Origin of the sequence: Pseudomonas sp. NLJ1 (genome assembly GCF_049486705.1) — a bacterium.
In the GTDB taxonomy this organism is placed as follows: domain Bacteria; phylum Pseudomonadota; class Gammaproteobacteria; order Pseudomonadales; family Pseudomonadaceae; genus Aquipseudomonas; species Aquipseudomonas inefficax.
In genome coordinates this window covers 4,465,144-4,489,235 of record NZ_CP137735.1, presented here as the reverse complement: position 1 = coordinate 4,489,235, position 24,092 = coordinate 4,465,144, and the positions used below count along the sequence as shown (strand labels likewise).

At 65.5% G+C, this 24,092-nt stretch carries 19 protein-coding genes; 8 read left to right on the top strand and 11 right to left on the bottom strand.

Annotated features, from left to right (window positions below; genetic code table 11):
* Positions 1-6: 6 nt before the first annotated feature.
* From R9B85_RS20350 to R9B85_RS20320, 7 genes are all read left to right on the top strand, one after another.
* On the top strand, positions 7-501 hold the full coding sequence (locus R9B85_RS20350; RefSeq protein ID WP_085625249.1) for a DUF4381 domain-containing protein: 495 nt from the start codon (positions 7-9) through the stop codon (positions 499-501).
* Positions 494-1,570: a vWA domain-containing protein gene (locus R9B85_RS20345; protein ID WP_112252081.1), complete on the top strand. Its 1,077-nt coding sequence runs from the start codon at positions 494-496 to the stop codon at positions 1,568-1,570. Before R9B85_RS20350 ends, R9B85_RS20345 begins: the two co-directional genes overlap by 8 nt.
* Positions 1,567-3,285, top strand: a complete 1,719-nt coding sequence (locus R9B85_RS20340) for a tetratricopeptide repeat protein (protein WP_423770522.1) — start codon at positions 1,567-1,569, stop codon at positions 3,283-3,285. Before R9B85_RS20345 ends, R9B85_RS20340 begins: the two co-directional genes overlap by 4 nt.
* Positions 3,282-4,916 (top strand): BatD family protein, encoded by a 1,635-nt coding sequence (locus R9B85_RS20335; protein WP_112252079.1) that lies wholly within the window; start codon positions 3,282-3,284, stop codon positions 4,914-4,916. The genes R9B85_RS20340 and R9B85_RS20335 overlap by 4 nt, the downstream gene beginning before the upstream one ends.
* 341 nt (positions 4,917-5,257) lie before the next feature.
* Entirely contained in the window at positions 5,258-6,496 is a 1,239-nt protein-coding gene (locus R9B85_RS20330) for an exonuclease SbcCD subunit D C-terminal domain-containing protein (RefSeq protein WP_112252078.1), read from the top strand.
* Positions 6,493-10,137, top strand: coding sequence for an AAA family ATPase (locus tag R9B85_RS20325; protein ID WP_112252077.1), 3,645 nt, complete (start codon positions 6,493-6,495; stop codon positions 10,135-10,137). The genes R9B85_RS20330 and R9B85_RS20325 overlap by 4 nt, the downstream gene beginning before the upstream one ends.
* Positions 10,134-10,727 (top strand): glutathione S-transferase, encoded by a 594-nt coding sequence (locus R9B85_RS20320; protein WP_423770521.1) that lies wholly within the window; start codon positions 10,134-10,136, stop codon positions 10,725-10,727. The genes R9B85_RS20325 and R9B85_RS20320 overlap by 4 nt, the downstream gene beginning before the upstream one ends.
* Before the next feature lie 147 nt (positions 10,728-10,874).
* On the opposite strand, the gene R9B85_RS20315 is transcribed toward R9B85_RS20320, so the two are convergent.
* The 11 genes from R9B85_RS20315 to R9B85_RS20265 form a co-directional block, all read right to left on the bottom strand.
* Positions 10,875-11,054, bottom strand: a complete 180-nt coding sequence (locus R9B85_RS20315; protein ID WP_063913828.1) for a hypothetical protein — start codon at positions 11,052-11,054, stop codon at positions 10,875-10,877.
* Positions 11,055-11,176: 122 nt separating this feature from the next.
* On the bottom strand, positions 11,177-12,307 hold the full coding sequence (locus tag R9B85_RS20310; RefSeq protein ID WP_423770520.1) for a lactonase family protein: 1,131 nt from the start codon (positions 12,305-12,307) through the stop codon (positions 11,177-11,179).
* The gene (locus tag R9B85_RS20305) at positions 12,273-12,563 is read right to left on the bottom strand and encodes a DUF5629 family protein (protein ID WP_112252074.1); all 291 of its coding nucleotides are present in this window, start codon (positions 12,561-12,563) and stop codon (positions 12,273-12,275) included. Before R9B85_RS20305 ends, R9B85_RS20310 begins: the two co-directional genes overlap by 35 nt.
* A gap of 164 nt (positions 12,564-12,727) precedes the next feature.
* Complete coding sequence (locus R9B85_RS20300) at positions 12,728-15,103, bottom strand: efflux RND transporter permease subunit (protein ID WP_112252168.1); 2,376 nt, start codon at positions 15,101-15,103, stop codon at positions 12,728-12,730.
* 20 nt (positions 15,104-15,123) lie between these two features.
* On the bottom strand, positions 15,124-16,143 hold the full coding sequence (locus tag R9B85_RS20295) for a WD40/YVTN/BNR-like repeat-containing protein (protein ID WP_252378823.1): 1,020 nt from the start codon (positions 16,141-16,143) through the stop codon (positions 15,124-15,126).
* Positions 16,144-16,408: 265 nt separating this feature from the next.
* Positions 16,409-19,066: an aminopeptidase N gene (gene pepN / locus R9B85_RS20290; protein ID WP_207880010.1), complete on the bottom strand. Its 2,658-nt coding sequence runs from the start codon at positions 19,064-19,066 to the stop codon at positions 16,409-16,411.
* Between the two features lie 12 nt (positions 19,067-19,078).
* Positions 19,079-19,909, bottom strand: a complete 831-nt coding sequence (locus tag R9B85_RS20285; RefSeq protein ID WP_112252071.1) for a DUF2797 domain-containing protein — start codon at positions 19,907-19,909, stop codon at positions 19,079-19,081.
* Entirely contained in the window at positions 19,906-20,166 is a 261-nt protein-coding gene (locus R9B85_RS20280; RefSeq protein ID WP_003260154.1) for a YeaC family protein, read from the bottom strand. The genes R9B85_RS20285 and R9B85_RS20280 overlap by 4 nt, the downstream gene beginning before the upstream one ends.
* Before the next feature lie 13 nt (positions 20,167-20,179).
* On the bottom strand, positions 20,180-21,067 hold the full coding sequence (locus R9B85_RS20275; RefSeq protein WP_112252070.1) for a rhomboid family intramembrane serine protease: 888 nt from the start codon (positions 21,065-21,067) through the stop codon (positions 20,180-20,182).
* Positions 21,064-22,035 (bottom strand): metallophosphoesterase, encoded by a 972-nt coding sequence (locus tag R9B85_RS20270; protein WP_423770519.1) that lies wholly within the window; start codon positions 22,033-22,035, stop codon positions 21,064-21,066. Before R9B85_RS20270 ends, R9B85_RS20275 begins: the two co-directional genes overlap by 4 nt.
* Positions 22,035-22,925: an NAD(+) kinase gene (locus R9B85_RS20265; RefSeq protein WP_112252068.1), complete on the bottom strand. Its 891-nt coding sequence runs from the start codon at positions 22,923-22,925 to the stop codon at positions 22,035-22,037. The genes R9B85_RS20270 and R9B85_RS20265 overlap by 1 nt, the downstream gene beginning before the upstream one ends.
* Positions 22,926-23,013: 88 nt before the next feature.
* Between R9B85_RS20265 and R9B85_RS20260 the strand changes: the two genes are divergently transcribed.
* A complete protein-coding gene (locus R9B85_RS20260; RefSeq protein WP_423770518.1) occupies positions 23,014-23,946 on the top strand; it encodes a DUF1853 family protein in 933 nt (310 codons plus the stop codon).
* The last annotated feature ends 146 nt before the right edge of the window (positions 23,947-24,092 follow it).

The following is a 24,092-nucleotide window of genomic DNA, read 5'->3' as shown; positions in this document are numbered from 1 at the left end:
CGGCCAATGAACCCGCTTGACCAACTGCAGCCGCTGATCGCCCCCGCGCCGATCGGCCTGTGGCCACCGGCACCTGGCTGGTGGCTGCTGCTGGCCGTGCTGCCGCTGCTGGCCTGGGGCCTGTGGCGGGTGCGCCGCTGGCGCCCGGGCAAACGCCGCATCGTGCGTGCCGAACAACCCTTGGACCCGGTACGCGTGGAAGCGCTGGCCGAACTGGCGCGCCTGCCGCGCCCCTATGACGGCGCCCCGGCCGGGGCATGGCTGCAACAGATCAACGCCCTGCTCAAGCGCCTGTGCCGCAGCCACTACCCGGGCGCCAACAGCCATACCCTCAACGGCCGCCAGTGGCTGGCGTTTCTCGACAACCGCTGCCCGGCCGCCGGCCTGACCCGCTGGATGGTACTGGTCGAAGGCGCCTACAAACCCGAGTGCAAGCTCGACGACAAGGCCATCGCCGGGCTCAGCCAGGCCGTCGAAACCTGGATTCGCAAGCATGTTTGAACTGGCCTGGCCGTGGGTGTTCGTCCTGTTGCCGCTGCCGTGGCTGGCGCGCCTGGTGCTACCGGCCGCCGACAGCGGCGAACCGGTGCTCAAGGTGGGCTTCCTCGACGAGCTGGAAAGCCTGGCCGGGCGCCGCGCGCGGCTCAACCTGCCGACCTGGCGCCAACAGGCGCCCTTTGTCGTCATCTGGCTGTTGCTGCTGTGCGCCGCCGCCCGCCCGCAATGGCTGGGCGAGCCGGTGCCGGTAGCTGCCAGCGGCCGCGACCTGCTGGTGGCGGTGGATGTGTCCGGGTCGATGGACTTCCCCGACATGCAATGGCAGAACGAAGAGATCAGCCGCCTCGACCTGGTCAAGGCGCTGCTCGGCGACTTCCTGCAGGACCGCGAGGGCGACCGCGTGGGCCTGATCCTGTTCGGCAGCCAGGCCTACCTGCAGGCCCCGCTCACCTTCGACCGGCGCACCGTGCGCACCTTCCTCGACGAGGCGCAGATCGGCATCGCCGGCAAGAACACCGCCATCGGCGACGCCATTGGCCTGGCGGTCAAGCGCCTGCGCCAACGCCCGGCACAAAGCCGGGTGCTGGTGCTGATCACCGACGGCGCCAATAACGGCGGGCAGATCCACCCGCTGACTGCCGCCCGCCTGGCCGCCCAGGAAGGCGTGCGTATCTATACCATCGGCATCGGCGCCAACCCCGAAGCCAGCGGCACCCCTGGCCTGCTCGGCCTGAACCCGAGCCTGGACCTGGACGAAGCCTCGCTCAAGGAAGTTGCCGACATCACCCACGGCAGCTACTTCCGCGCCCATGACGGCGCCGAACTGGACGCCATTGGCGACACCCTCGACCAACTCGAACCGGTGGCCCAGCAACCGACCCAGGCACGCACCGCCAAGGCGCTGTATGCCTGGCCCCTGGCCCTGGCCCTGCTGCTGAGCGTGCTACTGGTGCTGGCCGTGCAATGGCCCGACAACCTGCTGCACCGCCTGCTGCGCAAGCCGCGCTTCCTGCAACCGCACCCGGAATGGCGCCAGCGCCTGAAGCGCCTGCGCCTGAGGAGGCGGCGATGATCCAACTGTGGCCCGAATGGTTGCGCCCGCTGTGGCTGCTGGCCGTGCCCCTGCTCGGTTGGCTGCTGTACAAACTGTGGCACCGGCGCAAGCGCGCCGGGCGCTGGCAGATGATTCTGCCACCGGCGTTCCATGGCGTGCTGCTCGGCGGTGGCAGCGGCAGCACCAGCAAGCTGCCGTGGGTAGCGCTGGGCCTGGCCTGGACGCTGGTGATCCTGGCCTTGCTCGGGCCCAGCTGGCAGCGCGTCGAGGAAAGCCGCCAGCGCCCGGCCGACCCACTGGTGATCCTGCTGGAACTGACCCCGCAGATGCTCGCCGAAGACAGCCCGCCCAACCGCCTGGAGCAGGCACGGCGCAAAATCCTCGACCTGCTGGAGCACCGCCGCGACAGCCAGACCGCGCTGGTGGTCTATGCTGGCTCCGCGCACACCCTGGTGCCGCTGTCCGACGACCTGGCCACCAGCCGCAACCTGCTCGAGGCGATCGACCCGTCGATCATGCCCAAACCCGGCCAGCGCGCCGACCTGGCCGTGCAAAAAGGCCTGGCCCTGCTGGCCCAGAGCGGCCTGGGCCAGGGCCGCCTGCTGCTTGTCGGCTCCTCGCTCAGCGCCCCGGAGCGCCAAGGCATCGCCCAGGCCCTCGGCCGCCAGGGCCCGAGCTTGCTGATGTTGGGCATCGGCAGCCGCGAAGGCACACCCGTGCGCCAGGCCAACGGCGAATACCTCAAGGACGACCAGGGCGGCATCCTGTTGCCGCGCCTGGACAGTGCCAGCCTCAAGGGTTTCATCAGCAGCACCGGCGGGCGCTACCGCCATGCCCGCATCGACGACCTCGACCTGCGTGGCCTGGGCCTGTTCGACAACCCGCGCGCCGGGCGCAATGACGGCCAGACCCTGCAACTGGACAGCTGGGCCGACCAAGGTTACTGGCTGCTGCTGCCGCTGTTGCTGCTGGCCGCCTGTGCCGGCCGACGCGGCTGGCTGTTCTGCCTGCCGCTGCTGCTGGCCCTGCCCCAGCCCAGCCAGGCCTTCGAGTTCAACGACCTGTGGCTGCGCCCCGACCAGCAAGGCCAGCGCCTGCTGGAGCAGAACCGCCCCGCCAGTGCCGCGCGCCAGTTCCAGGACCCGCAATGGCGCGGCATGGCCCTGTACCAGGCGGGCGACTATGCTGGCGCCGCCGAAGCCTTTTCCCAAGGCGACACTGCCGCCGCCCACTACAATCGAGGCAATGCCCTGGCCCATAGCGGTGAACTGGAAGCCGCCCTGGACGCCTACGAACAAGCCCTGGAACGCCAGCCCGACCTGCAAGCGGCGCTGGATAACCAGGCCCTGGTGCAGCAACTGCTGCAACAGCGCGAAGCCAAGGCCGAGGAACAACCGGCCAGCAGCGATGCCCAAGGCACGCCCGGCAGCGAAACCGAAGGCAACAGCAGCTCGGCCAGCAGCCCGGCCCAGGGCACGCCCGGCAACGACGAACAAGCCAGCGCCGAACAGCCCGGCGAAGGCAGCAGCAACAGCCAGGTAGCGCCCGGCAACCAGGCGGGCGCGGATGACAGCGTCATCCAGCCGCCGCAGCGCCCGGTATCGACCAGCCTCGATGCCGAACAGCGCCAGGCCCTGGAACAATGGCTGCGGGAGATCCCCGACAACCCGGCGGAGCTGCTGCGGCGCAAATTCTGGTATGAACAGCAATTGCATCAGGAAACCCCACGATGAGTCGCTTCGGCGTCTTTCTCCTCAGTCTGCTGTGGGCCGTGCAGGCCCAGGCCGAACCGTTGCTGCGAGCCAGCGTCGACCGTACCCGCCTGGAAGCCGGCGAAAGCCTGGAGCTGACCCTGGAAAGCCAGGACGTCACCCAGTTCGGCAAGCCCGACCTGCGCGCGCTGGAGGGTGACTTCGAAGTGCGCGGCACGCGCCAGCTGAACAGCCTGCACAGCCTCGACGGCGAAACCCGCGCCAGCACCCGCTGGATCATCACCCTGCTGCCGCGGCGCAGCGGCAGCCTGCGCATCCCCGAACTGCAACTGGGCCAGTCGCACAGCCAGGCCATCGAACTGCAAGTGCTGCAGGCCGATGCCAGCCGCCAGGACAGTGCCTCGCAGGTGTTCATCGAAGCCACGCTCGACAGCAGCGAGGTCTACGTCCAGGCCCAGGCCGTGCTCACCCTGCGCATCTACCATTCGGTGGCACTGTACGACGACAGCAGCCTCAGCCCGCTTCAACTGGAGAAGGCCAAAGTCGAACCGCTGGGTGAATCGCGCACCTATGAAAAGGAAATCAACGGCGTCCGCCACGGCGTGATCGAAACCCGCTATGCCGTGTATGCCCAGCAAAGCGGCACCCTCGAAATCCCGCCACTGACCTTCACCGCCACCGCCGCCGCCAGCCCGGACCAAGCCCCACAAGCCAACGGCACGGCCCGGGCCGGCCACCAGGTGCAGGTCAGCTCGCTGCCATTGCGCCTGGCCGTACGGCCGATTCCGGCGGCCTGGCCTGCTGGCGTGCCATGGCTACCGGCCCGCAGCCTGACTCTGGAAGAGCACTGGAACCCCGACCCTGGCAACCAGCAGGTGCAGATTGGCGACTCGCTGACCCGCAACATCACCTTGCGTGCCGAAGGCTTGTCCAGCACCCAACTGCCGCCGCTGCCAGCCACCGAAATCACCGGCCTGCGCCGCTATCCCGACCAGCCGTTGCTGCGCAACGAAATCAGCGACCGCGGCATGACCGCCAACCGCGAAGAGCGCGAAGCCCTGGTGCCGACCCACAGCGGTACGCTGGCCCTGCCGGCGCTGGAAGTGGCCTGGTGGAACACCCGCGAAGACCACCTGGAGCACAGCAGCTTGCCGGCGCGCACGCTGAACGTGCAGGACAACCCGGCACTGAGCGCCGACACCCCGGTTGGTGACAACAGCAGTGCCAGCAGCTTGCTGTGGCCCTGGCAGCTGGCCACCCTGGTGTTCGCCCTCACCACGTTGCTGGGCTTTGCCCTGTGGTGGCGCGCCCGCTCGCAGCCAGCGGTGCTGCGCGCCGCGCAGGCCGGGCCGAGCCCGCGTACCTTGCTGGATGATCTCAAGCGCGCGTGCCAGGCCAACGACCCGCAGGCCACCCGCCAGGCGCTGGACGCCTGGGCCCGGCAGCAGCCGGAAACCCTGGCCGAGATGGCGGCGCGCTTTGTGCCGTTGTCGGATGCGCTGGATGGGTTGAACGGGGCGCTGTACAGCGAGAGTGGCCAGTATTGGCAGGGTGAGGATTTGTGGCGGGCGATTGGTACGATTCCGCCGGCTGAGCAGGTGTTGTTGCCAGCCGGGGAGAACGGCAGCTTGCCGCCGCTCTATCCCAAGTGATGTGCTGCCTGTGCAGGCCTCTTCGCGGGTAAACCCGCTCCCACAATGACCGCGTACGCCGAGAACCTTGCGCAGTACCTGTGGGAGCGGGTTCACCCGCGAACACCGGCGCAGCCGGTGCCAGGCACCCCGGCATACCGGTGATATTACCTGGTATTGAGGGAAAGTCGACCGGCCTCAGCGCCGGCAAGCCAGCTCCCAAAGGTACTGCACAAAGCTCAAGGACAGTGCAGAACCTGTGGGAGCTGGCTTGCCGGCGATTGGGCCGCACAGCGGCCCCATGCTTGGGTTACCATACCGCCCTTTCTCCGCTTGCTCGACTCGACACCAACAGGTCATCCATGCGTCTGTTTCATACCTCCGACTGGCACCTGGGCCAAAGCCTGCACGGCCAGGAACGCGACTTCGAACACGCCTGCTTCCTCGACTGGCTGCTCGGCCAGCTGCGCCTGCGCCAGCCGGATGCGCTGCTGATCGCCGGCGATATCTTCGACACGGTCAACCCGCCGGTCAAAGCCCAGGAACGTCTCTACGACTTCATCGTCCAGGCCCACGAACAACAGCCGAAGCTGGACATTGTGATGATCGCCGGCAACCACGACTCCGGCTCGCGCATCGAGCTGCCCGCGGCGCTGATGCGGCGTCTGCGCACCCATGCCCTGGGCCGTGTGCACTGGCTGGACGAGGGCCAGCTGGATGCCGAGCGCCTGCTGATTCCGCTGACCAACGGCCGGGGCAAGGTCGCCGCCTGGTGCCTGGCCCTGCCCTTCCTGCGCCCGGCCGAGGTGACTGGCCCGCAATTGGGCGACGATTACCTGCAAGGCATCACCCAGGTGCACCAGCAGCTGATCGCCGCCGCGCAAAAGAAGCGCAAGAAGGACCAGGCGCTGATCGCCATCAGCCACGCGCACATGGCCGGTGGCGCAGTGTCGGAGGACTCCGAGCGCAGCCTGATCATCGGCAACGCCGAGGCGCTACCGGCCAAGCTGTTCGACAAGGCCATCAGCTACGTCGCCCTGGGCCATCTGCACAAGCCGCAGAAGGTCAACCGCGAAGAACGCATCCGCTACAGCGGCTCGCCGATCCCGCTGTCGTTCGCCGAAATCAACTACCCGCACCAGGTACTGGAAGTGGAGCTGGACGGCACCGGCCTGGTCAGCGTCGAACCGCGCCCGGTGCCGCGCGCCGTGGCCCTGCAGCGGGTCGGCCCGGCACCACTGGGCGAACTGCTGGAGCAGTTGGCCGACCTGCCAGTGATCGACCTGCTCGAAGACCCCAACCGCCAGCCCTGGCTGGAGGTGCGGGTGATACTGGACGAGCCGCAACCCGACCTGCGCCAGCAGATCGAAACCGCACTGCAAGGCAAGGCCGTGCGCTTGATCCGCATCAGCGCCGAATACGCCGGCCGCAACAACACCGAAGACGATGACCTGGCCTTTGTCGAACTGGCCCAGATGACCCCGCAAGACCTGTTCAGCCGCGCCTGGGAGCAGGCCTATGGCAACCCCGCCGACGAACAGGCGCTGGCCGACTTCGCCCTGCTGCTGCAGGACGTGCAGCAGGAAGAGGAACAGCCATGAAGATTCTTGCCATCCGCCTGAAGAACCTGGCCTCCCTGGCCGGCCCGGTCGACATCGATTTCACCGCCGAACCGCTGGCCAGCGCCGGCCTGTTCGCCATCACCGGGCCTACGGGGGCGGGCAAAAGTACCCTGCTCGACGCCCTGTGCCTGGCGTTGTTTGGCACCGTGCCACGGCTGAACGACATTGGCCGCGAGGCCAAGGTACCGGATGCCGACGGTGAAATCCCTACCTCCGACCCACGCAATCTGCTGCGCCGCGGTACCGGCAGCGGCTTTGCCGAAGTCGATTTCGTCGGCATCGATGGCCGCCGCTACCGCGCCCGCTGGGAAGCCAACCGCGCCCGCGACAAGGCCAACGGCAAGCTGCAGCACAGCCGCCAGAGTTTCTACGACCTGGACAGCGAGCAGGTACTGGGCAGCGGCAAGAACGAATACAAGCAACTGGTCGAAGCCCGCCTGGGCCTGAACTTCGAACAGTTCACCCGCGCGGTGATGCTGGCCCAGAGCGAATTTGGCGCCTTCCTCAAGGCCGACGACAAAGAGCGCAGCGAGCTGCTGGAAAAGCTCACCAACACCGCCATCTACACCCGCCTGGGCCAGCGCGCCTTCAGCAAGGCGCGCGAAGCCGGCGAGGCCCACAATGCCCTGAAGGACCGTGCCAGCCATCTGCTGCCGATGGCCGCCGAAGCCCGCGCCGAGCTCGACCAGCGCCTGGAGCAGGCGCAACTGCAATTCAAGGCCGACCAGGCCGGCGAGCGCCAGCTGGAACAGCAACGCAACTGGCTGAACGAGCAGCGCCAGCTGCAGGCCCAGCACGCCGAGGCCGGCGTCGCACTGCAGGCTGCCGAACAAGACTGGCAGCAACTGGCTGACCAGCGCCTGGACCTCGTGCGCCTGGAGCGCCTGGCCCCGCAGCGCCACCAGTTCCACCGCCAGCAGACACTGGCCGCACAACTGGCGCCGGTGGCAGCGAAGATCAGCGAGCAACAGCAGCAGCAAGCCGAACTGCAAGTGCGCACCGGCGAGCTCGAACAGGCGCTGGACGCTGCGCGCCAGGCGCTTGCCGATAGCCAGGTGCAACACAGCGAGAACGCCCCTCGCCTGCGCCAGGCCTTTGCCGCCCAGGACAACCTGGCCCGCCTGGAGCAGGAGCTGGCAACACAGCGCAGCGCCAGTGAGCAGGCCGAGCTGCAGGTAGCCGAAGGCCAGCAGCACTTGCAGCAACTGGAAGACAACCAGCAGCGCAGCCTGCAGCAACTGGCGCAGATCGACGCCGCGCTCGCCGACAGCCAGCACCTTGCGGGCCTGGCCAATGCCTGGCACGCCTACCTGCCACAACTGAAGCAAGTGATGCTGATCGGTGGCCGCCTGGCCAAGGGCCGTGAGGAGCTGCCCGGCCTGCAGGCCCAGGCCAGCCAGGCCAATGCACACTTGCAGGCCGAGCGCGATGCATTCGAGCTGCTGTTCCGCGAAGCCAAGGCCGAACCCCAGGCCTTGGCAGAACAGATCGACCTGCTGGGTGGCATGTTGCAGGACAACCGCAAGCAGCAACGCGCCGTGGAAGAACTGTCACGCCTGCATGGCCGTGAACTGGAACTGCGCCAGCAGCTGGAGGCCGTGCGCGTGCGTCAGCAGCAGGCCATGCAGCAGCGCCAGCAGCTGATTGGCGAAGGCACCGCCGCCAAGGCCGAGCTGGAAGCCGCCGAGCAAGCGCTCAACCTCACCCGCCAGTTGCTGGAGCGCCAGCGCCTGGCACGTAACACCAGCGTCGAAGAATTGCGCGGCCAATTGCGCGACGGTGAGCCATGCCCGGTATGCGGCAGCGCCGAGCACCCGTTCCACCAGCCTGAAGCGCTGCTGCAAAGCCTGGGTCGCCATGACCAGGCCGAGGAAGACGCCGCGCAGAAGCAGGTCGAAACCCTCAACGGCAAGCTGGTGGAACTGCGCACCCAGCTGGGAGTGGTCAACGCCCAGCTCAAGGATTACCAGCAGCAACAACAGCAACTGGGCGAACAGTTGCAACCGCTGGTGGCCCAGGTGCAGGCGCACAGCTTGTGGCCAGCCTTGGCGCCGCAGGATGACAAGGCCCGCAGTGCCTGGCTCGACAGCCAGCTGCAGCGCCTGGAAGAAGAAATCAGCAAGGACGAGAAACGCCAGAGCGCCCTGCTCGCCCTGCAAAAGGATGCAGCCCGTCTCAACCAGCAACTGCAGGCCGCCCAACAGGCCCAGCAGCAGGCCCAGCGCCACCTGGAGCAACAGCACCAGGCCCTGGCCAGCGACGAGCAGCAGTTGCAGCAAGGCCTTGACGACCTGGCCGACGTGTTGCCCGAAGAGGCCCTCAAAGCCTTGAACGACGACCCGGCCAATGCCTTCCTCGCCCTGGACCAGCAGATCGCCCAACGCCTGCAGCAACTGGAACAGCGCAAGGACGAGCAGGAAGAACAGCAAGCCCGCCAGGCCCAGCTGGACAAGCTGCGCGACCAGCAGCAGGCGCGCGTGCAGACCCAACAGCAGCTGCAGCAGAAACTTGCCGCCCTCGACGAGCAGCGCCAGCAGGCCCAGGCTTCGCTCGGCGGACTGCTTGGCGAGCACGCCAGCGCCGAGGCCTGGCAACAGCACATGGACGCCGCGCTGGAGCAGGCCCGCGCCCTCGACGCCGACACTGCCCAGCGCCTGCAAGACCTGCGCACCCAGGGCGTGCAACTGGCCAGCGAACTCAAGGCCAACACCCAGCAGCAGCAAGCGCTGGCCGCCGAGTGTCAGCAGCTGCAGGGCCAGATCGCCCAGTGGCGCGGTGAGCACCCGGAACTGGACGACGCCGGCCTGGATCGCCTGCTGGCCATGGAGGACACGCAGGTCAACGAACTGCGCCAGCGTCTGCAAGGCGCCGAAAAGGCCATCGAACAAGGCCGCGTGCTGTTGCAGGAACGTGAACAACGCCTGCAGCAACATGCCGCGCAAATGACCGTGGACACCTCGGCCGATGCCTTGGAACAGGCCCTTGCCGAATTGCGCGAGCGCCTGGCCGGGCATGAGCAGCAATGCGCCGAACTGCGTGCACAGCAGGCCGATGACCAGCGTCGCCAACAGGCGCACCAGGCGCTGGCAGCGGAAATCGAACAGGCCCACCAGCAGTGGCAACGCTGGGCTCGCCTGAACGCCCTGATCGGTTCGGCCTCGGGTGATGTGTTCCGCAAGATCGCCCAGGGCTACAACCTCGACCTGCTGTTGCACCACGCCAACACCCAACTGCGCCAGCTGGCCCGCCGCTACCGCCTCAAGCGCGGCGGCAGCGCCCTCGGCCTGCTGGTGCTGGACACCGAGATGGGTGACGAACTGCGTTCGGTGCACTCGCTGTCTGGCGGGGAAACCTTCCTGGTGTCGCTGGCCCTGGCCTTGGGCCTGGCCTCGATGGCCTCCAGCACGCTGCGCATCGAATCGCTGTTCATCGACGAAGGCTTCGGCAGCCTCGACCCCGAGTCGCTGCAGCTGGCCATGGATGCCCTCGACGGCTTGCAGGCCCAGGGCCGCAAGGTCGCGGTGATTTCCCACGTGCAGGAAATGCACGAACGCATCCCGGTGCAGATCCAGGTGCGCCGCCAAGGCAATGGCCTGAGTGATGTGGAGGTGTGCGGGTGATCCTCTACTTGTTCCGCCGCTGCCCTTGGGCCATGCGCGCGCGCCTGGCCCTGCGCTATGCGGGGTGCGAGGTGGAGATTCGCGAGGTGGCGATGAAAAACAAGCCGGCAGAACTGCTGGCCTTGTCACCCAAGGGCACGGTGCCGGTACTGGATACCGGTGCCGGGGTGCTTGAAGAAAGCCTGGACATCATGCGCTGGGCGCTGGCGCAAAACGACCCGCAGGACTGGCAGCTAAAGGCCGACCCTGTGGCAGCGCAGCATGCTGAAACACTGATTGCGCGCAACGACAGCACGTTCAAGGCGCAGGTCAACCTGTACAAGTATGCCGAACGCTACCCCGAGCATACCCGCGAGCATTACCGCCAGCAGGCCGAAGCGTGGCTGGCGGAGCTCGAAGGCCTGCTGGCAGGCAGGCCCTACTTGCTGGCCACACACCCGAGCATTGCCGATGCCGCGTTGCTGCCCCTGATGCGCCAGTTTGCCGGGGTCGAACCGCAGTGGTTCGCCGAGGCGGCTTATCCGCGGGTGCGGAGCTGGCTGGAGGGGTGGTTGGCTTCGGAGCTGTTCAGGGCAGTCATGGCCAGGTAGCTTCGCGCGATCCCTTGTAGGAGCGGCCTTGTGTCGCGATAGGGGCGCGCAGCGGCCCCAGGTTTTTGCGTCACAGCAGAAATTGCCGGGGCCGCTCTGCGGCCCTATCGCGACACAAGGCCGCTCCTACAGGGGACCGAGTCAGGTTCAATGGTGGTGCTTGCCACTCAAGGCCGCATGAAAATTGGCGCTCTGGCGCAGGTACTGTTCGGTGTAGCTATGCGTAGCGGACGCCTTGCCGCTGCTGTCGGCATGGGCATGCGTCGGCAATACGACCGAAGCGGAAATGGCGGATGCGGCAATGACCGGGAAGAGATTGAAGTTCATCTGGGCTGACCTCGACGGCGGTGGTTTGACGTTGGCCCTTCTGGGCCTTGGGTCAAACTTACGCCGCCGAAGCCGCAGGCAAAAATTCATTGCGGCAGTATCGATTATTACGCCGATCGATATCACTCGATGAACTTCAGGTCCGACGGTGCATCCTGCTTCAGCGTCTGCACCGTCTCCAACAGCTTGCCGCTGCGCGGATCGCGGCGTATCACCACGATCTGGTTGCTCTTCTGGTTGGCCACCAGCAGGAAGTTGTCACTCGGGTCGAGGGCGAACTCGCGGGGATGATCCCCCTCCACCGAACGGCGCTGCAGGAATGCCAGTTGGCCGTCCTGCTTGCCCACGCTGAACGCCACGATCTCGTTGGCCGTACCACGGTTGCTCACATACAGGAAGCGACCGTCTGCCGACAGGTGCAAGCCACCTGCCGCTTTCGCCGCAGCCTCCTTGCTCTCGGTCAGGGGCAGGCGCTGGCGTTCGACCAGGTTGCCCTCCTGCACATCGAACATCACCACTTCGGCACTCATCTCCAGGGTCAGGTAGGCATGCCGGCCCCTGGCGTCGAACAACAGATGGCGCGGCCCGCTGCCCGGCGGCAGGCCCACCGACGCGGGTATTGCCGGTGTCAGTGGGTGGTCTGCGCTGGCACCATCGTAACGGTAGATGAACACCTTGTCGGCACCCAGATCGCTGGCATACAGGTGTTGGCCATCCGGTGACAGCACCAGCGAATGCACATGGGCGCCGGCCTGGCGCTCGGGGTTGACCCCGCTCGCCTTGTGGCGAGCCTGTTGCACTACCGGCTTGAGCTTGCCGTCCTTGGCCACCGGGACAACCACCAGGCTGCCGCCGGGGTCGGGCTTGACCGCGTAGTTGGCCACGAACAGATAACGCTGGTCCTGGCTGAGGCTGGCGTGGGTCGGCTCATCACCTTGGCTGGCCACCTGGTTGAGGAGCTTGATCTCGCCTTTTGCACTGACGCTGAAACTGCTGGCATGGCCGTTCGGGGTTTCGTTGACCGCGAACAGCTGGCGTTGATCGGCCGACAATACCAGCCACGAAGGGCTGACACTCTTCACCACCTGCTGGGGGGCAGGGTCGATATGGCCGGTCTTTTCGTCGAACTGATAGCGGTAGATGCCCTGGCTGGCGCCATCGGTGTAACTGCCCACCAGCAAGGTGGCGGCGTGGGCGTGGAGGGTCAGGCTCATCAGGCTAGCGGTCAGCAGGCTCGTCCAGGTCCGGTTCATCTTCGTCATCATCCGGGGCGCGAAAGGCACTCATACAGACTAGCCGATGCGCGCCGTTGGCATCGTCGAGCTGCCATTCATCACCGCTGGCGATAGCGGCGGTGATTTGCTCGGGGGTGAACGACCAGCGGCGGAGCTGGCGGCCGTCCATGCATTCGATGGTGAGGCCGGATTCATCGGAGGTGAAGTCGAAGGCGTGCAGGCCGTCGATCAGGAGCATGTCGCAGGACTGCAGGGCGGTGGCGAGGGGGGACATGGGGGTACCTGTGAGGGATGTAGCGGCATTATAACCCTGGGGCTGCTTTGCAGCCCATCGCGACACAAGGCCGCTCCTACAGGGAGCGCGTCAATCTGCGAATACGCGTTCCCTGTAGGAGCGGCCTTGTGTCGCGATGGGCCGCAAAGCGGCCCCCCTGCAATTCAATGGGCGAAAATCGACCCGCCCTCCTTGCCCACCATCTTCTCCGGCTTGATCAGGAACCGCGCCAACGCCGGCAGCAGCCACAGCGCGCCAAACATGTTCCACAGCAGCATGAAGGTCAGCATCAGCCCCATGTCCGCCTGGAACTTGATTGCCGAGAAGATCCAGGTGCACACGCCGATGGCCAGGCACAAGCCGGTGAACAGCACCGCCTTGCCAGTCGAGCGCAGGGTCTCGTAATAAGCCTCCTGCAACGGCAACCCGGCGCGCAGGAAGCTTTCCAGCCGGCTGTAGATGTAGATGCCATAGTCCACGCCAATGCCCACACCCAGCGCCACCACCGGCAAGGTCGCCACCTTGACGCCGATGCCCATGTAGGCCATCAGCGCGTTACCCAGCACCGAGGTCAGCACCAGCGGCAGGACGATGCACAGGGTGGCGGCAAACGAGCGGAAGGTAATCAGGCACATCACCGCCACACAGATGTACACCAGGATCAGAATGGTCAGCTCGGCCGACTTGATCACCTCGTTGGTCGCTGCCTCGATCCCGGCGTTGCCCGCTGCCAGCAGGAACTGCAGGCCTTCCTTGTTGTGGCTGTCGGCAAACGCCTTGGCCACGGCAGTGACCCGCTCCAGGGTTTCGGCCTTGTGGTCGTTGAGGAACACCAGTACCGGCGCCAGCGAGCAGTCGCCGTTGTACAGGCCATCGGCACGGGCGATGGAGTTGTTGAGGATGTCCGGATTGCGCGACAGGGTTTCCCATTTCAGGCTGCCCTCGTTCATGCCCTTGATCACCTGCTTGGACACGGTCACCAGGGAAATTGCCGACTGCACGCCAGGGGTGTTCTGCATGGTCCACATCAGCTCGTCGATCGGCGCCATGGTCGAGTGGATCGAGCAGCTTTCCGGTGGGGTCTTGACCATGATCACCAGCACGTCGGAACTGGTCGAATAGTTGCTGATGATGAAGTTGTTGTCCTGGTTGTAGCGCGAGTCGGGGCGCAGTTCCGGCGCACCCTGGTCGAGGTCGCCGATCTTCAGGTTCTGGCTGTACCACAGGCCACCGGCGAAGGCGACCAGCGCCAGAGCCACCGACACGGGCGCCACCTTGGCACTGGCAAAGTTCGACAACAGGCGCCAGAACGGGTGCTCGCGGGTGGCGTCCTGCTTGCTGCGCTCTACGGCCTTCTTGCTGATGCCGACATAGGAGATGGCTACCGGCAGCAGGATGAGGTTGGTGAACACGATCACCGCCACACCGATGGAAGCTCCGATGGCCAGCTCACGGATCACCCCGATGTCGATGATCAGCAGGGTGATGAAGCCCACGGCGTCGGCAAGAATGGCGATCATCCCCGGCAGGAACAGCTGCCTGAAGGTGCGCCGGGCGGCGGTCAGGGCGTTGTCGGCGCCACTCGACTGCAGGGCGATACCGTTGATCTTCTGCACCCCGTGGGAAATGCCGATGGCGAAGATCAGGAACGGCACCAGCATCGAGTACGGGTCCAGGCCAAAGCCCACCGCATGCATCAGGCCCAGTTGCCAGACCACCGCCACCAGGGTGGTGATGAGCACGGCGATGGTGCTGCGGATGCACCAGGTGAACCAGTACAACAGCACCCAGGTGATGGCCAGGGCGACACCGAAGAACATCGCCACCATCACCAGGCCGTCGATCAGGTCGCCGACCTTCTTGGCGAAACCGACGATGTGGACCTTCACGTTGGGGTTCTGCGCCTGGAACTTGTCACGGATCTTTTCTTCCAGCTGGTGCGAGAACTGCTGGTAGTCCAGCTTCACCTGCTTGCCCGGGTCCTGCGGGTCGGGGTAGCTCTCCAGCAGCGGCACATCGACGATGCTGGACTTGAAGTTGTTGCCCACCAGGCGCCCCACCTGGCCCGACTTGAGCACGTTGTCGCGCAAGGTGTCGAGGCTGTCCTGCGAGCCGTTGTAGGTGTTGGGGATCACCTCGCCACCGGAAAAGCCTTCTTCGGTGACCTCGCTCCAGCGCACGCTGGGGCTCCACAGCGACTTCAGCCCGGCACGGTCGACGCCAGGGATGTAGAACACTTCGTCATGGATCTGCCGCAGGGTCTCCATGTAATCCTTGTCGAAGATGTCGCCATTCACCGCCTCCACCGAGATGCGCACGGTGTTGCCGAGGTTGGCCAGGTCGTTGCGGTGCTCCATCATCTGCTCGATGAACGGGTGCTGCAGCGGGATCATCTTCTCGAAGCTGGTGGACGGGCGGATCTGCGTGGCCTGCCAGAACAGGAAGATGCTGACCAGTACGCACAGGGCGATGACCACGGGGCGATTGTTGAAGATCAGGCGTTCGAGCAGCGTGGCCTTGTCCTGGTGATGCGGGTGCATGGTGATGCTCTCCCTGCTGGTCATGGACGCACCTCCTGGTCAGCACCCTGCGGGTCAGCCAGGTGCACGCCACCCTGCCCTACCAGCAGCAGGCCGCCATCGGCCCGGCCACTGACGCCGGCCAGGGCGATGCGGTCGGCGCGGTTGTAGACACTGAAGGTCTGGCCATCATCGGTACTGCGCAGCACGCTGCCGCCGTTGCCGACCAGCACCAGGCTACCGTCCTCGACAAGCGTAGCGCCTGCCAGGCCGAATTCGAGGGTGCCACGTGCGGCCTTGAGTTCGATCGGCTGCCAGCTGTCACCGAAGTCGGTGGAACGGAACAGGTTGCCGCGCAGGCCGTAGGCCAGCAGGGTGTGCGGCCGGGCAGTACCGATCACGCCGAACAGCGACCCCTCGTATGGGCCCTCGACCTTGGCCCAGGTCTGGCCGTTGTCGGCGGAGCGGAACATGCCGCCCTGCTCGCCGACGATGAACAGGCCAGCATCGCGCACCTGGGCGATACCGTTCAGGTGCAACTGGTCGGGGTTGTCCAGGCGCTCGGCCACGTCCTGCCAGTGCTGACCACCATCGGTGGTTTCCAGCAAGGCGCCGTAGGCACCGACGGCAAAGCCGTGCCGGGCATCGAGGAAGGCGACATCGAGCAAGGGTGCTTCGCGGGACAGGTCTTCGAACTGCTTGCTCCAGGTGGCACCACCATCGCTGCTGGCAAGGACCAGCGCATCATGGCCGACGGCCCAGCCGCGCTTGTCGTCGAGGAAGAACACTGCTGTCAGCAGTTGCCGGGTGGGCACCCGCGCCTGGGTCCAGGTGCTGCCCTGGTCGTCGGAGAACAGGATATGACCGCGATCGCCCACCACCACCAGACGCTTGCCGGCGTGTGTGGCATCGATCAGCAGGCTTTGGCTGGCCTTGGCCGATTCGGTGGAGTATTCGTCGGCGGCAGCGGCTTGCACGCTGTCAGCCCACACGCCAAGCCCCAGCGCCAGTACCGCGCCGGCTGCCAATGGCCAGGCAAAGCGCCTGTTCTGTTCCCTCATGACTGTCCCCTTTGTGTTTTTATTTGGCGGGTCAATGCATTGCAGGTACTGCGAAAAGCCTGATCTAGAGGCCTGCAATAGCTTGAGGGGATCGTAGCGGGGATGTTTGCGGGAACACAACGAACGGGGTGTTATGTTTTGTTATCGGCCCAAAAAGCTTCGCGGGTAAACCCGCTCCCACAGGTCCTCCACCGCCCATGAAAGCAGTGCAGTACCTGTGGGAGCGGGTTTACCCGCGAAGAGGCCAGCTCAGGCTACAGAAAACTCAAGCCAGGCTCTTGCTCACCACTTCATACACATCACTGGACAGCTCCCCAGAAGCCAGAATCCGCTCCAGCTCGCCCTTCATCAGGGCCTGACGCGCATCGTCATACTTGCGCCAGCGGGTCAGCGGTGCCAGTTGCCGCGAGGCAATCTGCGGGTTCAACGCATTCAGCTCGATCACCAGGTCCGCCAGGAAGCGATAGCCCGAGCCATCCGCCGCATGGAAGTTGACCAGGTTCTGCCCGGCGAAGGCGCCAATCAGCGCACGTACCTTGTTCGGGTTCTTCAGGGTGAACGCCGGGTGCTGCATCAGCGCCTTGACCCGCGCCAGCCCGCCCGGCAGCGCACTGGCTGCCTGCACGCTGAACCACTGGTCCATGACCAGCGGGTTGTCCTTGAAATGCTCGGCAAAGGCTTCCAGCGCTTTCGCGCGTTCGGCCTCGAACGGCGAGTTGACCAGCACGGCCAGCGCGGTAAGGCGCTCGGTCATGTTGTCGCAGTGCTTGAACTGCTCCAGGGTCGCCTGCAGCACCTGCGGCTTGCCGCTCTGCATCAGGTACGACAGCGCGATGTTCTGCAGGCTGCGGCGGGCGAAATGCTCGGCCGAGGCCACATAGGCGGTGCTGCGCGACACTTCGCGGTTGGCCTGGTAGCGCGCCCACAGGGCGTCGAACAACTGCTCGGCGATCTGCTGGCGGGCGAACTCGCGGGCGGCGTGGATGGCGTCCACGTCGGCCACCTGGCTGATTTCGGTAAGGTAGGCCTCACCTGGCAGCGAAAGCATTTCGGCAACCATGGCCGGGTCCAGCGACTCGTTGCCGAGCACGGTGCCAAGGGCGGTGATCAGGCGCTGGTCGAGCTTGAGTGCTTCGCCACGCTGATGCTGGCCGATCAGCTCCTGCAGCACCTGCACCGACAACTGCTGCCCCGCCTCCCAGCGGTTGAAGCCATCGCTGTCATGCTGCATCAGGAACATCAGCTGGTCCCGGTCATAGGGGAAGCTCAGCTTGACCGGTGCGCTGAAACCACGCAGCAGCGACGGCAGCGGCTTGGCCTGGATGCCCTGGAAGGTGAAGGTCTGCTCGGCTTCTGTCACCGACAGTACGCGGCTGGTGCCCTGCGCCGCAGCTTCACCAGCCAGCTGCAGCGGCAGGTCGTTGCCTGCGGCATCCAGCAGGCCAAGCTCCACCGGGATCACGAACGGCAGCTTTTCGGCCTTGTCCGGGGTCTGCGGGCAGCTCTGGCGGAAGGTCAGGCTGTAGGTCTGCGCGGCCGCGTCATAGGCCTCGCTGACTTCCAGGCGCGGGGTGCCGGCCTGGTTGTACCAGCGTTTGAACTGGGTGAAGTCGACGCCGTTGGCGTCTTCCATGGCCTTGATGAAATCGTCGGTGGTCACCGCCTGGCCATCATGGCGCTCGAAGTACAGGTCGCTGCCCTTGCGGAAGCCGTCGGCGCCCAGCAGGGTACGAACCATGCGCACCACTTCGGCGCCCTTCTCGTACACGGTCAGGGTGTAGAAGTTGGAGATCTCGATGAAGCTGTCCGGGCGTACCGGGTGGGCCATGGGGCCAGCATCTTCGGCGAACTGGTGAGTTCGCAGGTAGGCCACGTCTTCGATGCGCTTGACCGTGCGCGAGTTCATGTCGGCGCTGAATTCGGCATCGCGGAACACCGTGAAGCCTTCTTTCAGCGACAGCTGGAACCAGTCACGGCAAGTGACGCGGTTGCCCGACCAGTTGTGGAAATACTCGTGGGCAACCACGCCTTCAACACGCTGGTGCGCGGCGTCGGTGGCCGTTTCGGCACGAGCCAGTACACAGCTGGAGTTGAAGATGTTCAGGCCCTTGTTTTCCATGGCACCCATGTTGAAGTCGTTGACCGCGACAATCATGAAGATGTCCAGGTCGTACTCGCGGCCATAGACTTCTTCGTCCCAGCGCATGGACTTCTTCAGGCTGACCATGGCGTGGTCGCACTTGTCGATGTTCTCGGGCTCTACGTAGATGCGCAGGGTCACATCACGGCCGGACTGGCGGGTGAAGCTGTCCTCGACGCACCACAGGTCACCGGCCACCAGGGCGAACAGGTAGGCCGGCTTCATGAACGGGTCTTCCCAGGTCGCCCAGTGGCGGCCGTCTTCTGCCGGCCCGCTGCCGATGGGGTTGCCGTTCGACAGCAACACCGGGTAGCGATGCTGTTCGGCGATGACCGTGGTGGTGAAGGTGCTCATCACGTCCGGGCGGTCGAGGTAGTAGGTAATTTTGCGGAAGCCTTCGGCCTCGCACTGGGTGCAGAACATCTTGCCCGACTTGTACAGGCCTTCCAGTGCGGTGTTGCTCTCGGGGTGGATCTTCACGCTGGTGTCGAGGGTGAAGCGCTCGGCCTTGGGCTGCAAGGTCAGGCTGTCGGCATCGAGCTGGTAATCGCCCGGCTGCAGCTCCTGGTCATCCAGCGCGGCGCGCAGCAACTCCAGCTGCTGGCCATCGAGTTCCAGTGGCGGCAGGCCGGCACCGCGTGCCGGGTTGCGGCGCATGACCAGTTGCGCGTGAACCAGGGTGTGGTCCTCGAACAGCTCGAAGGTCAGGTGCGTCTCGTCGATCAGGTACTCGGGCGCCTGGTAATCCTTGAGGTAGATCACTTGCGGTTGTTCGGTACGCATGTGCAGGTCCTTTTACTGGAGCACGGCCAACTGGTAGGCCGTGTACTTGCGAATATTGATCACACCGGTGTCGAAGATCAGGTACTGGCCCTTGATGCCCAGCAGCGTGCCTTCCACTACCGGGTCCTTGTCGAGGTTGAAGCTGACGATCTTCGAGGGGTAGGCCTCGACCGGGTACTTCATCTGCACCACTTCGGCGTCGGCCAGCGGCTGGATGGCCTGCAGGCCGAAGCGCCCCTGCAGCTCGCGCAGGCCGTCGGCGCAGGCGTCGAACACCTGTTCACGAATGGCGACCAGGTCGAGCTCCTCGGCATCGCCCTTGAGCAGGGCGCGCCAGTTGGTGCGGTCCGGCACCTGGCTGCGCAGCAAGTCTTCGACCAGGCCGGACTGCTGGCGGGTGGCCACGCGCATGATCGGCAGGGCCTGGCTGGCACCTTGGTCGAGCCAGCGGGTGGGTAGCTGGGTGGCGCGGGTGATACCGACCTTGATCCCCGACGAATTGGCCAGGTAGACCACATGGTCGGTCATGCAGAACTGTTCGCCCCACGACGGTTCACGGCAGGTGCCAGCGTCGTAGTGGCACTTTTCCGGGGCCATGATGCACACATCGCACTGGGCCAGTTTGGTCATGCACGGGTAGCAGTAACCCTGGCTGAAGCTGGTCTTGGTGCGCTTGCCACAATGGCTGCAGTGAATGGCGCCGAGGTATTCAAGGCGCAGGCGCTGGCCGATCAGCGGGTTGACCGGCACCTGGGTGTCATCCAGGCGGAAGCTGTACTGCACCACTGGCGCCTGCAGGCTTACCGCCATCTTGCTCAACGAGCCACGAGCGAGTTCGATCAATGTACCGAGTCCGACTTGAACAGAATGTTGGCGATCGGCGCGGACTTCGAGGCGCATTCCTGCGGCCCCATGTAGCCGGTACGCTGGTCTTCGGGCAGGTTTTTCATCTCCCAGGCGATTACCGCTTGCAGCGACAGCTCTTTCTGCTCGGCAGTGAGCTTGCGGCCGTCCGACCATTTGCCGATTTCCACGGCCAGTTTCAGGCTCTCGTAGATTTCAGGGGTGATGTTTTCAATCATTTGCGCGAAAGTGGACATAGTGTCTCCTGATTCAAGCCGACAGTTTACGCCGGGCCAGCGCCCCACCCAAGAGCCCGGTCAGGCATCCGATGAGCAGCCCGCCGACGTGGGCGGCGTTGGCGATCTGGCCAAGGCCCAGGGTGTCGATCACGCCGCTCAGGCACACCACCAGCCAGATCAGCATCATCACCAGCACGCCCTTGGGCAGGTTGAAGTAACGGTTTGGCGCCAGCCACTGGAACAGCCAGATGTGCCCGAGCAGGCCGTACAGCACACCAGACAAGCCACCGAACAGGCTCGGCCCGCTGCTGTAGTGCTGGGCCAGGTTGGACACCAGGCTGAACAGCAAGGTCAGGCCCAGCAGCGCCCACGGGCCCTGGCGCAATTCGATGCGTTTGCCCAGCTCCCAGTACCACAGGCTGTTCATGGCCAGGTGCAGCACGCCGAAATGCAACAGCATGGGCGATACCAGTCGCCACCACTGGCCTTCGTCCAGGCTTTGCGCCAGCGGGCTGAAGTACAGGTAGTCGCCCTGCACGCGGAAATCGAGGAAGGTGAACCAGCTGATGGTGGTGAAGTTGTCGCCCAGGCCGGTCAGGCCGGCGACGATGAAGCACAGCAGCAGGGTGATAGTGGTGACTTTGCAGGCTTTGGCCTGTTCCGCAAGGGAGGGCTGTGTGGGGCTATTCGCGGGTGAACCCGCTCCCACAGGGCCCTTTGCAAGTTCGAGGTCGGCGTTGCCGTCAGGGTAGCGCTGGTAGAGTTCGCGGACGTCATCGGCCAGGGTGTCGGGGGCCCAGAGCACCTGGGCATCGCCCTCCTCGCTGACCCGGTGCGGCACTTGCAGGCGCTGCAGCAGGTGAACGAAGCCGCTGAGATCGACCGACAGCGGCAGGCGCATCACTTCGATAATGTTCATTGGCTGGCCTGTGGGCGGTCGACATCGACCCAGACGAACTTGTGCGGGTCGATGCGGGTTTCATCATCCAGCCGGTAGGCAGCCAGCTTGCCGTAGAGCACGGCGCTGTAGTCCAGGCAGGCCAGGTTGGTGCGGATCGGCGCCGGGCGGCCGCTGCGCCAGTAGTGGCCGACGAACAGCATGGGCTCGTCTTCGGCATAGCGCAGCAAGGCGTTCTTCTGGCTGTGGCTGAGCGGGGTGTTGGCCACTTCCGCGGGCAGGGCGTCTGGCTGGAACACGATGTCGCCGTAGGTTTGCGGGTCTTCTTCCCAGAACTTGGTACGGAAGAAGGCACGGGTCAGGCCGTCGCCACCGGTGAGGGTCAGGCCGTCCGGCAGGCGCATGTCGGTACCGCGCAACAGGCGATTGCACACGGTAGCGGCAAAGCTGCTACTCACCGCCGAGGCCTGGATGAAGTGCTCGTCGATGCGCCCGTCGGGGTACTGCTGGCGCAGCGGCTCGATCAGCCTCGGGTCCCAGCAGGCATGCACCAGGCGGAAGCGCCCGGCGTCGACGAACAGCGGCAATTCGTAGAACCAGTTGACGAAGTCGTGCCAGTCGGCGGGGTGGTGGGCAAACTGGGTCAGGGTTTCGTCGATCAACCGGGCGTGGCGCGGCGTATGCTCGCGCACGAAGGCCTTGCCGCTGCCAGGCAGTGCCGGGGTGACCCAGCCCAGGGCGTTGTACTCGTGGTTACCCATGATGCAGAACGCCTGGCCGGCCTCGACCATGTCGTGGACGATGTGCAGCGCCTCGCGGATGCGTGGCCCGCGGTCGACGATGTCGCCAAGGAACAGCGCCTGGCGCCGTGGGTGACGCCACACACCTGCCACACGCTTGTAACCGAGGGCGTCGAGCAGGCGTTCAAGGGTCAGCGCACAACCGTGCACGTCACCGATGATGTCGAAACTACGCGCCGGATCGAGCATCAGTCGTCCCTGCTTCCCAGGCGGCTGCCCCAGCCGAGCTTGGTGCGGCAGACCTCGTAGTAATTGTGGTCCAGCGGGTGGATCAGGCGCAGCTTCTGCGGCTTCTTGCTCACCGTGATGGTGTCGCCGGGGGCGCAGGTGAAGTGGTTCTGGCCATCACAGGATACTTGCGGGTAGATCTGCAGGTCCTTGGACACCACGATCTTCAGCTCGCTGTTGCCGTCGACCACGATCGGCCGGCCCGACAGGGTGTGCGGGTACATCGGCACGATGACGATGGCGTCGAGCTTGGGGTGCATGATCGGGCCGCCGGCCGACAGCGCGTAGGCGGTGGAGCCGGTGGGGGTGGCGACGATCAGGCCGTCGGCCTTCTGGCTGCAGACGAACTGGCCATCGATGTAGATCTCGAACTCGATCATGCGCGTGGACTTGCCCGGGTGCAGTACCACGTCGTTCAGTGCATCACCCTGGCCAATGGCTTCGTTGTGGCGGCGAACCTCGGCCTGCAGCAGGAAGCGGTTTTCTACCAGGTAGTGGCCGTCGAGCACTTCGGCGACCTTCTGTTCCAGTTCGTCAGGGCGGATGTCGGTGAGGAAGCCCAGGTTGCCACGGTTGATGCCCAGCACTGGAATGTTGTGCCGGGCCAAGGCGCGGGCGGCGCCCAGCAGGCTACCGTCGCCGCCGACCACGATGACCAGGTCGCAGACCTCGCCCAGCAACTTGCGGGTTGAGGTTTGCAGGCCATGGCCGGGCAGCACTTCGGCAATGGTGTCCTCGAGGATCACGTGCAGGTGCCGCTCGAGGAGGAATTTTTTCAGTCGGCGAATGGTGTCGAGCACCTGCGAGCTACCAAGGCGGCCGATGATACCGATATTGCGAAATTGCTCCATGGGGCTCCTGCGAGGCTCTGCGGCGGGTGACTATGCCGCGATTATGGGCGAAACCACCGGCTAGCGGCAAACCGGCTATGCTCGCAGGATGATGCCATTCGCCCTGCTCCACGACCTGCCCCGGCAACTACGTCGCCCCAACGTGCGCGACCTGGCCTGGGCCCTGCTGTCGCCCCCGTTGCTCAGCGCCCCGCCCTGCCCCCAGCGCCACCCGCTGGCGGGCAGCCTGTGGGCGGAGCAGCCACAGTGCCTGGCAGACTGGCTGCGGGCGCTGGATGACGATGACCGCCCCTTGCGCGACTGGCTGGCGCAACTGGGCAGCCGGCGCCTGGGGCACTACTACGAACGGCTGTGGCAATTCGCCCTGGGCCAGGCGCCGGGCATCGAACTGCTGGCGGCCAACCTGGCGATTCGCGAAGCCGGGCGCACCCTGGGTGAGCTGGATGTGGTGCTGCGCGACCGCGACGGCGTGCACCACCTGGAACTGGCCATCAAGCTGTACCTGGGCCCGGAACACGCCGGGCGCGACCCCGGCGCCTGGCTGGGGCCAGGCTGCCATGACCGCCTGGGAAGCAAACTGGCGCACCTGGCACGCCACCAGTTGCCCATGTCGTCGGCGGCGCACAGCCGCGAGGTACTGGCGCGGCTGGGGGTGGAGCAGGTGCAGGCGCATGTGTGGCTGAGTGGCTATCTGTTCTACCCGTGGCCTGGGCATGCGCAGCCACCACTGGGCGCCAACCCGCAGCATTTGCGCGGGCGCTGGCTGCGGCGGCGAGACTGGGTCATGGGCGAAGGTGAGCGATGGCAGCCGCTGCAACGGCATGCCTGGCTGGCGCTGGCGCGGGTCGAGGCGCATGAGTGCTGGGCGGTGGAGCAGTTTGCGGCGTGGCTTTACGTGCTGGAGCGGCAGGCTCCGGCGCAGTTGCTGGTGAGGTTGGAGCAAGAGGCTGACGGGGCGTGGCAGGAGGCCGAGCGGGTGTTTCTGGTGGCTGACGATTGGCCGCATCTACCCGATGTCTGATGTTGCCTTTACTGGCCCTTTCGCGGGTAAACCCGCTCCCACAGGTTCCGCGCAGCACATGAAGACTGTGCAGTCCTTGTGGGAGCGGGTTTACCCGCGAAGAGGCCGGTGCAGACAACACAATTTTCACAGACCTGGCGCAAAGA

Coding starts and splice junctions, on each gene's coding strand:
- R9B85_RS20275 (WP_112252070.1), bottom strand. CDS start 21,067: ATGAACATTATCGAAGTGATGCGCCTGCCGCTGTCGGTCGATCTCAGC.
- R9B85_RS20340 (WP_423770522.1), top strand. CDS start 1,567: ATGATCCAACTGTGGCCCGAATGGTTGCGCCCGCTGTGGCTGCTGGCC.
- R9B85_RS20350 (WP_085625249.1), top strand. CDS start 7: ATGAACCCGCTTGACCAACTGCAGCCGCTGATCGCCCCCGCGCCGATC.
- R9B85_RS20280 (WP_003260154.1), bottom strand. CDS start 20,166: ATGTCCACTTTCGCGCAAATGATTGAAAACATCACCCCTGAAATCTAC.
- R9B85_RS20330 (WP_112252078.1), top strand. CDS start 5,258: ATGCGTCTGTTTCATACCTCCGACTGGCACCTGGGCCAAAGCCTGCAC.
- R9B85_RS20315 (WP_063913828.1), bottom strand. CDS start 11,054: ATGAACTTCAATCTCTTCCCGGTCATTGCCGCATCCGCCATTTCCGCT.
- R9B85_RS20295 (WP_252378823.1), bottom strand. CDS start 16,143: ATGAGGGAACAGAACAGGCGCTTTGCCTGGCCATTGGCAGCCGGCGCG.
- R9B85_RS20335 (WP_112252079.1), top strand. CDS start 3,282: ATGAGTCGCTTCGGCGTCTTTCTCCTCAGTCTGCTGTGGGCCGTGCAG.
- R9B85_RS20305 (WP_112252074.1), bottom strand. CDS start 12,563: ATGTCCCCCCTCGCCACCGCCCTGCAGTCCTGCGACATGCTCCTGATC.
- R9B85_RS20260 (WP_423770518.1), top strand. CDS start 23,014: ATGATGCCATTCGCCCTGCTCCACGACCTGCCCCGGCAACTACGTCGC.
- R9B85_RS20300 (WP_112252168.1), bottom strand. CDS start 15,103: ATGCACCCGCATCACCAGGACAAGGCCACGCTGCTCGAACGCCTGATC.
- R9B85_RS20265 (WP_112252068.1), bottom strand. CDS start 22,925: ATGGAGCAATTTCGCAATATCGGTATCATCGGCCGCCTTGGTAGCTCG.
- R9B85_RS20345 (WP_112252081.1), top strand. CDS start 494: ATGTTTGAACTGGCCTGGCCGTGGGTGTTCGTCCTGTTGCCGCTGCCG.
- pepN (WP_207880010.1), bottom strand. CDS start 19,066: ATGCGTACCGAACAACCGCAAGTGATCTACCTCAAGGATTACCAGGCG.
- R9B85_RS20325 (WP_112252077.1), top strand. CDS start 6,493: ATGAAGATTCTTGCCATCCGCCTGAAGAACCTGGCCTCCCTGGCCGGC.
- R9B85_RS20310 (WP_423770520.1), bottom strand. CDS start 12,307: ATGAACCGGACCTGGACGAGCCTGCTGACCGCTAGCCTGATGAGCCTG.
- R9B85_RS20270 (WP_423770519.1), bottom strand. CDS start 22,035: ATGCTCGATCCGGCGCGTAGTTTCGACATCATCGGTGACGTGCACGGT.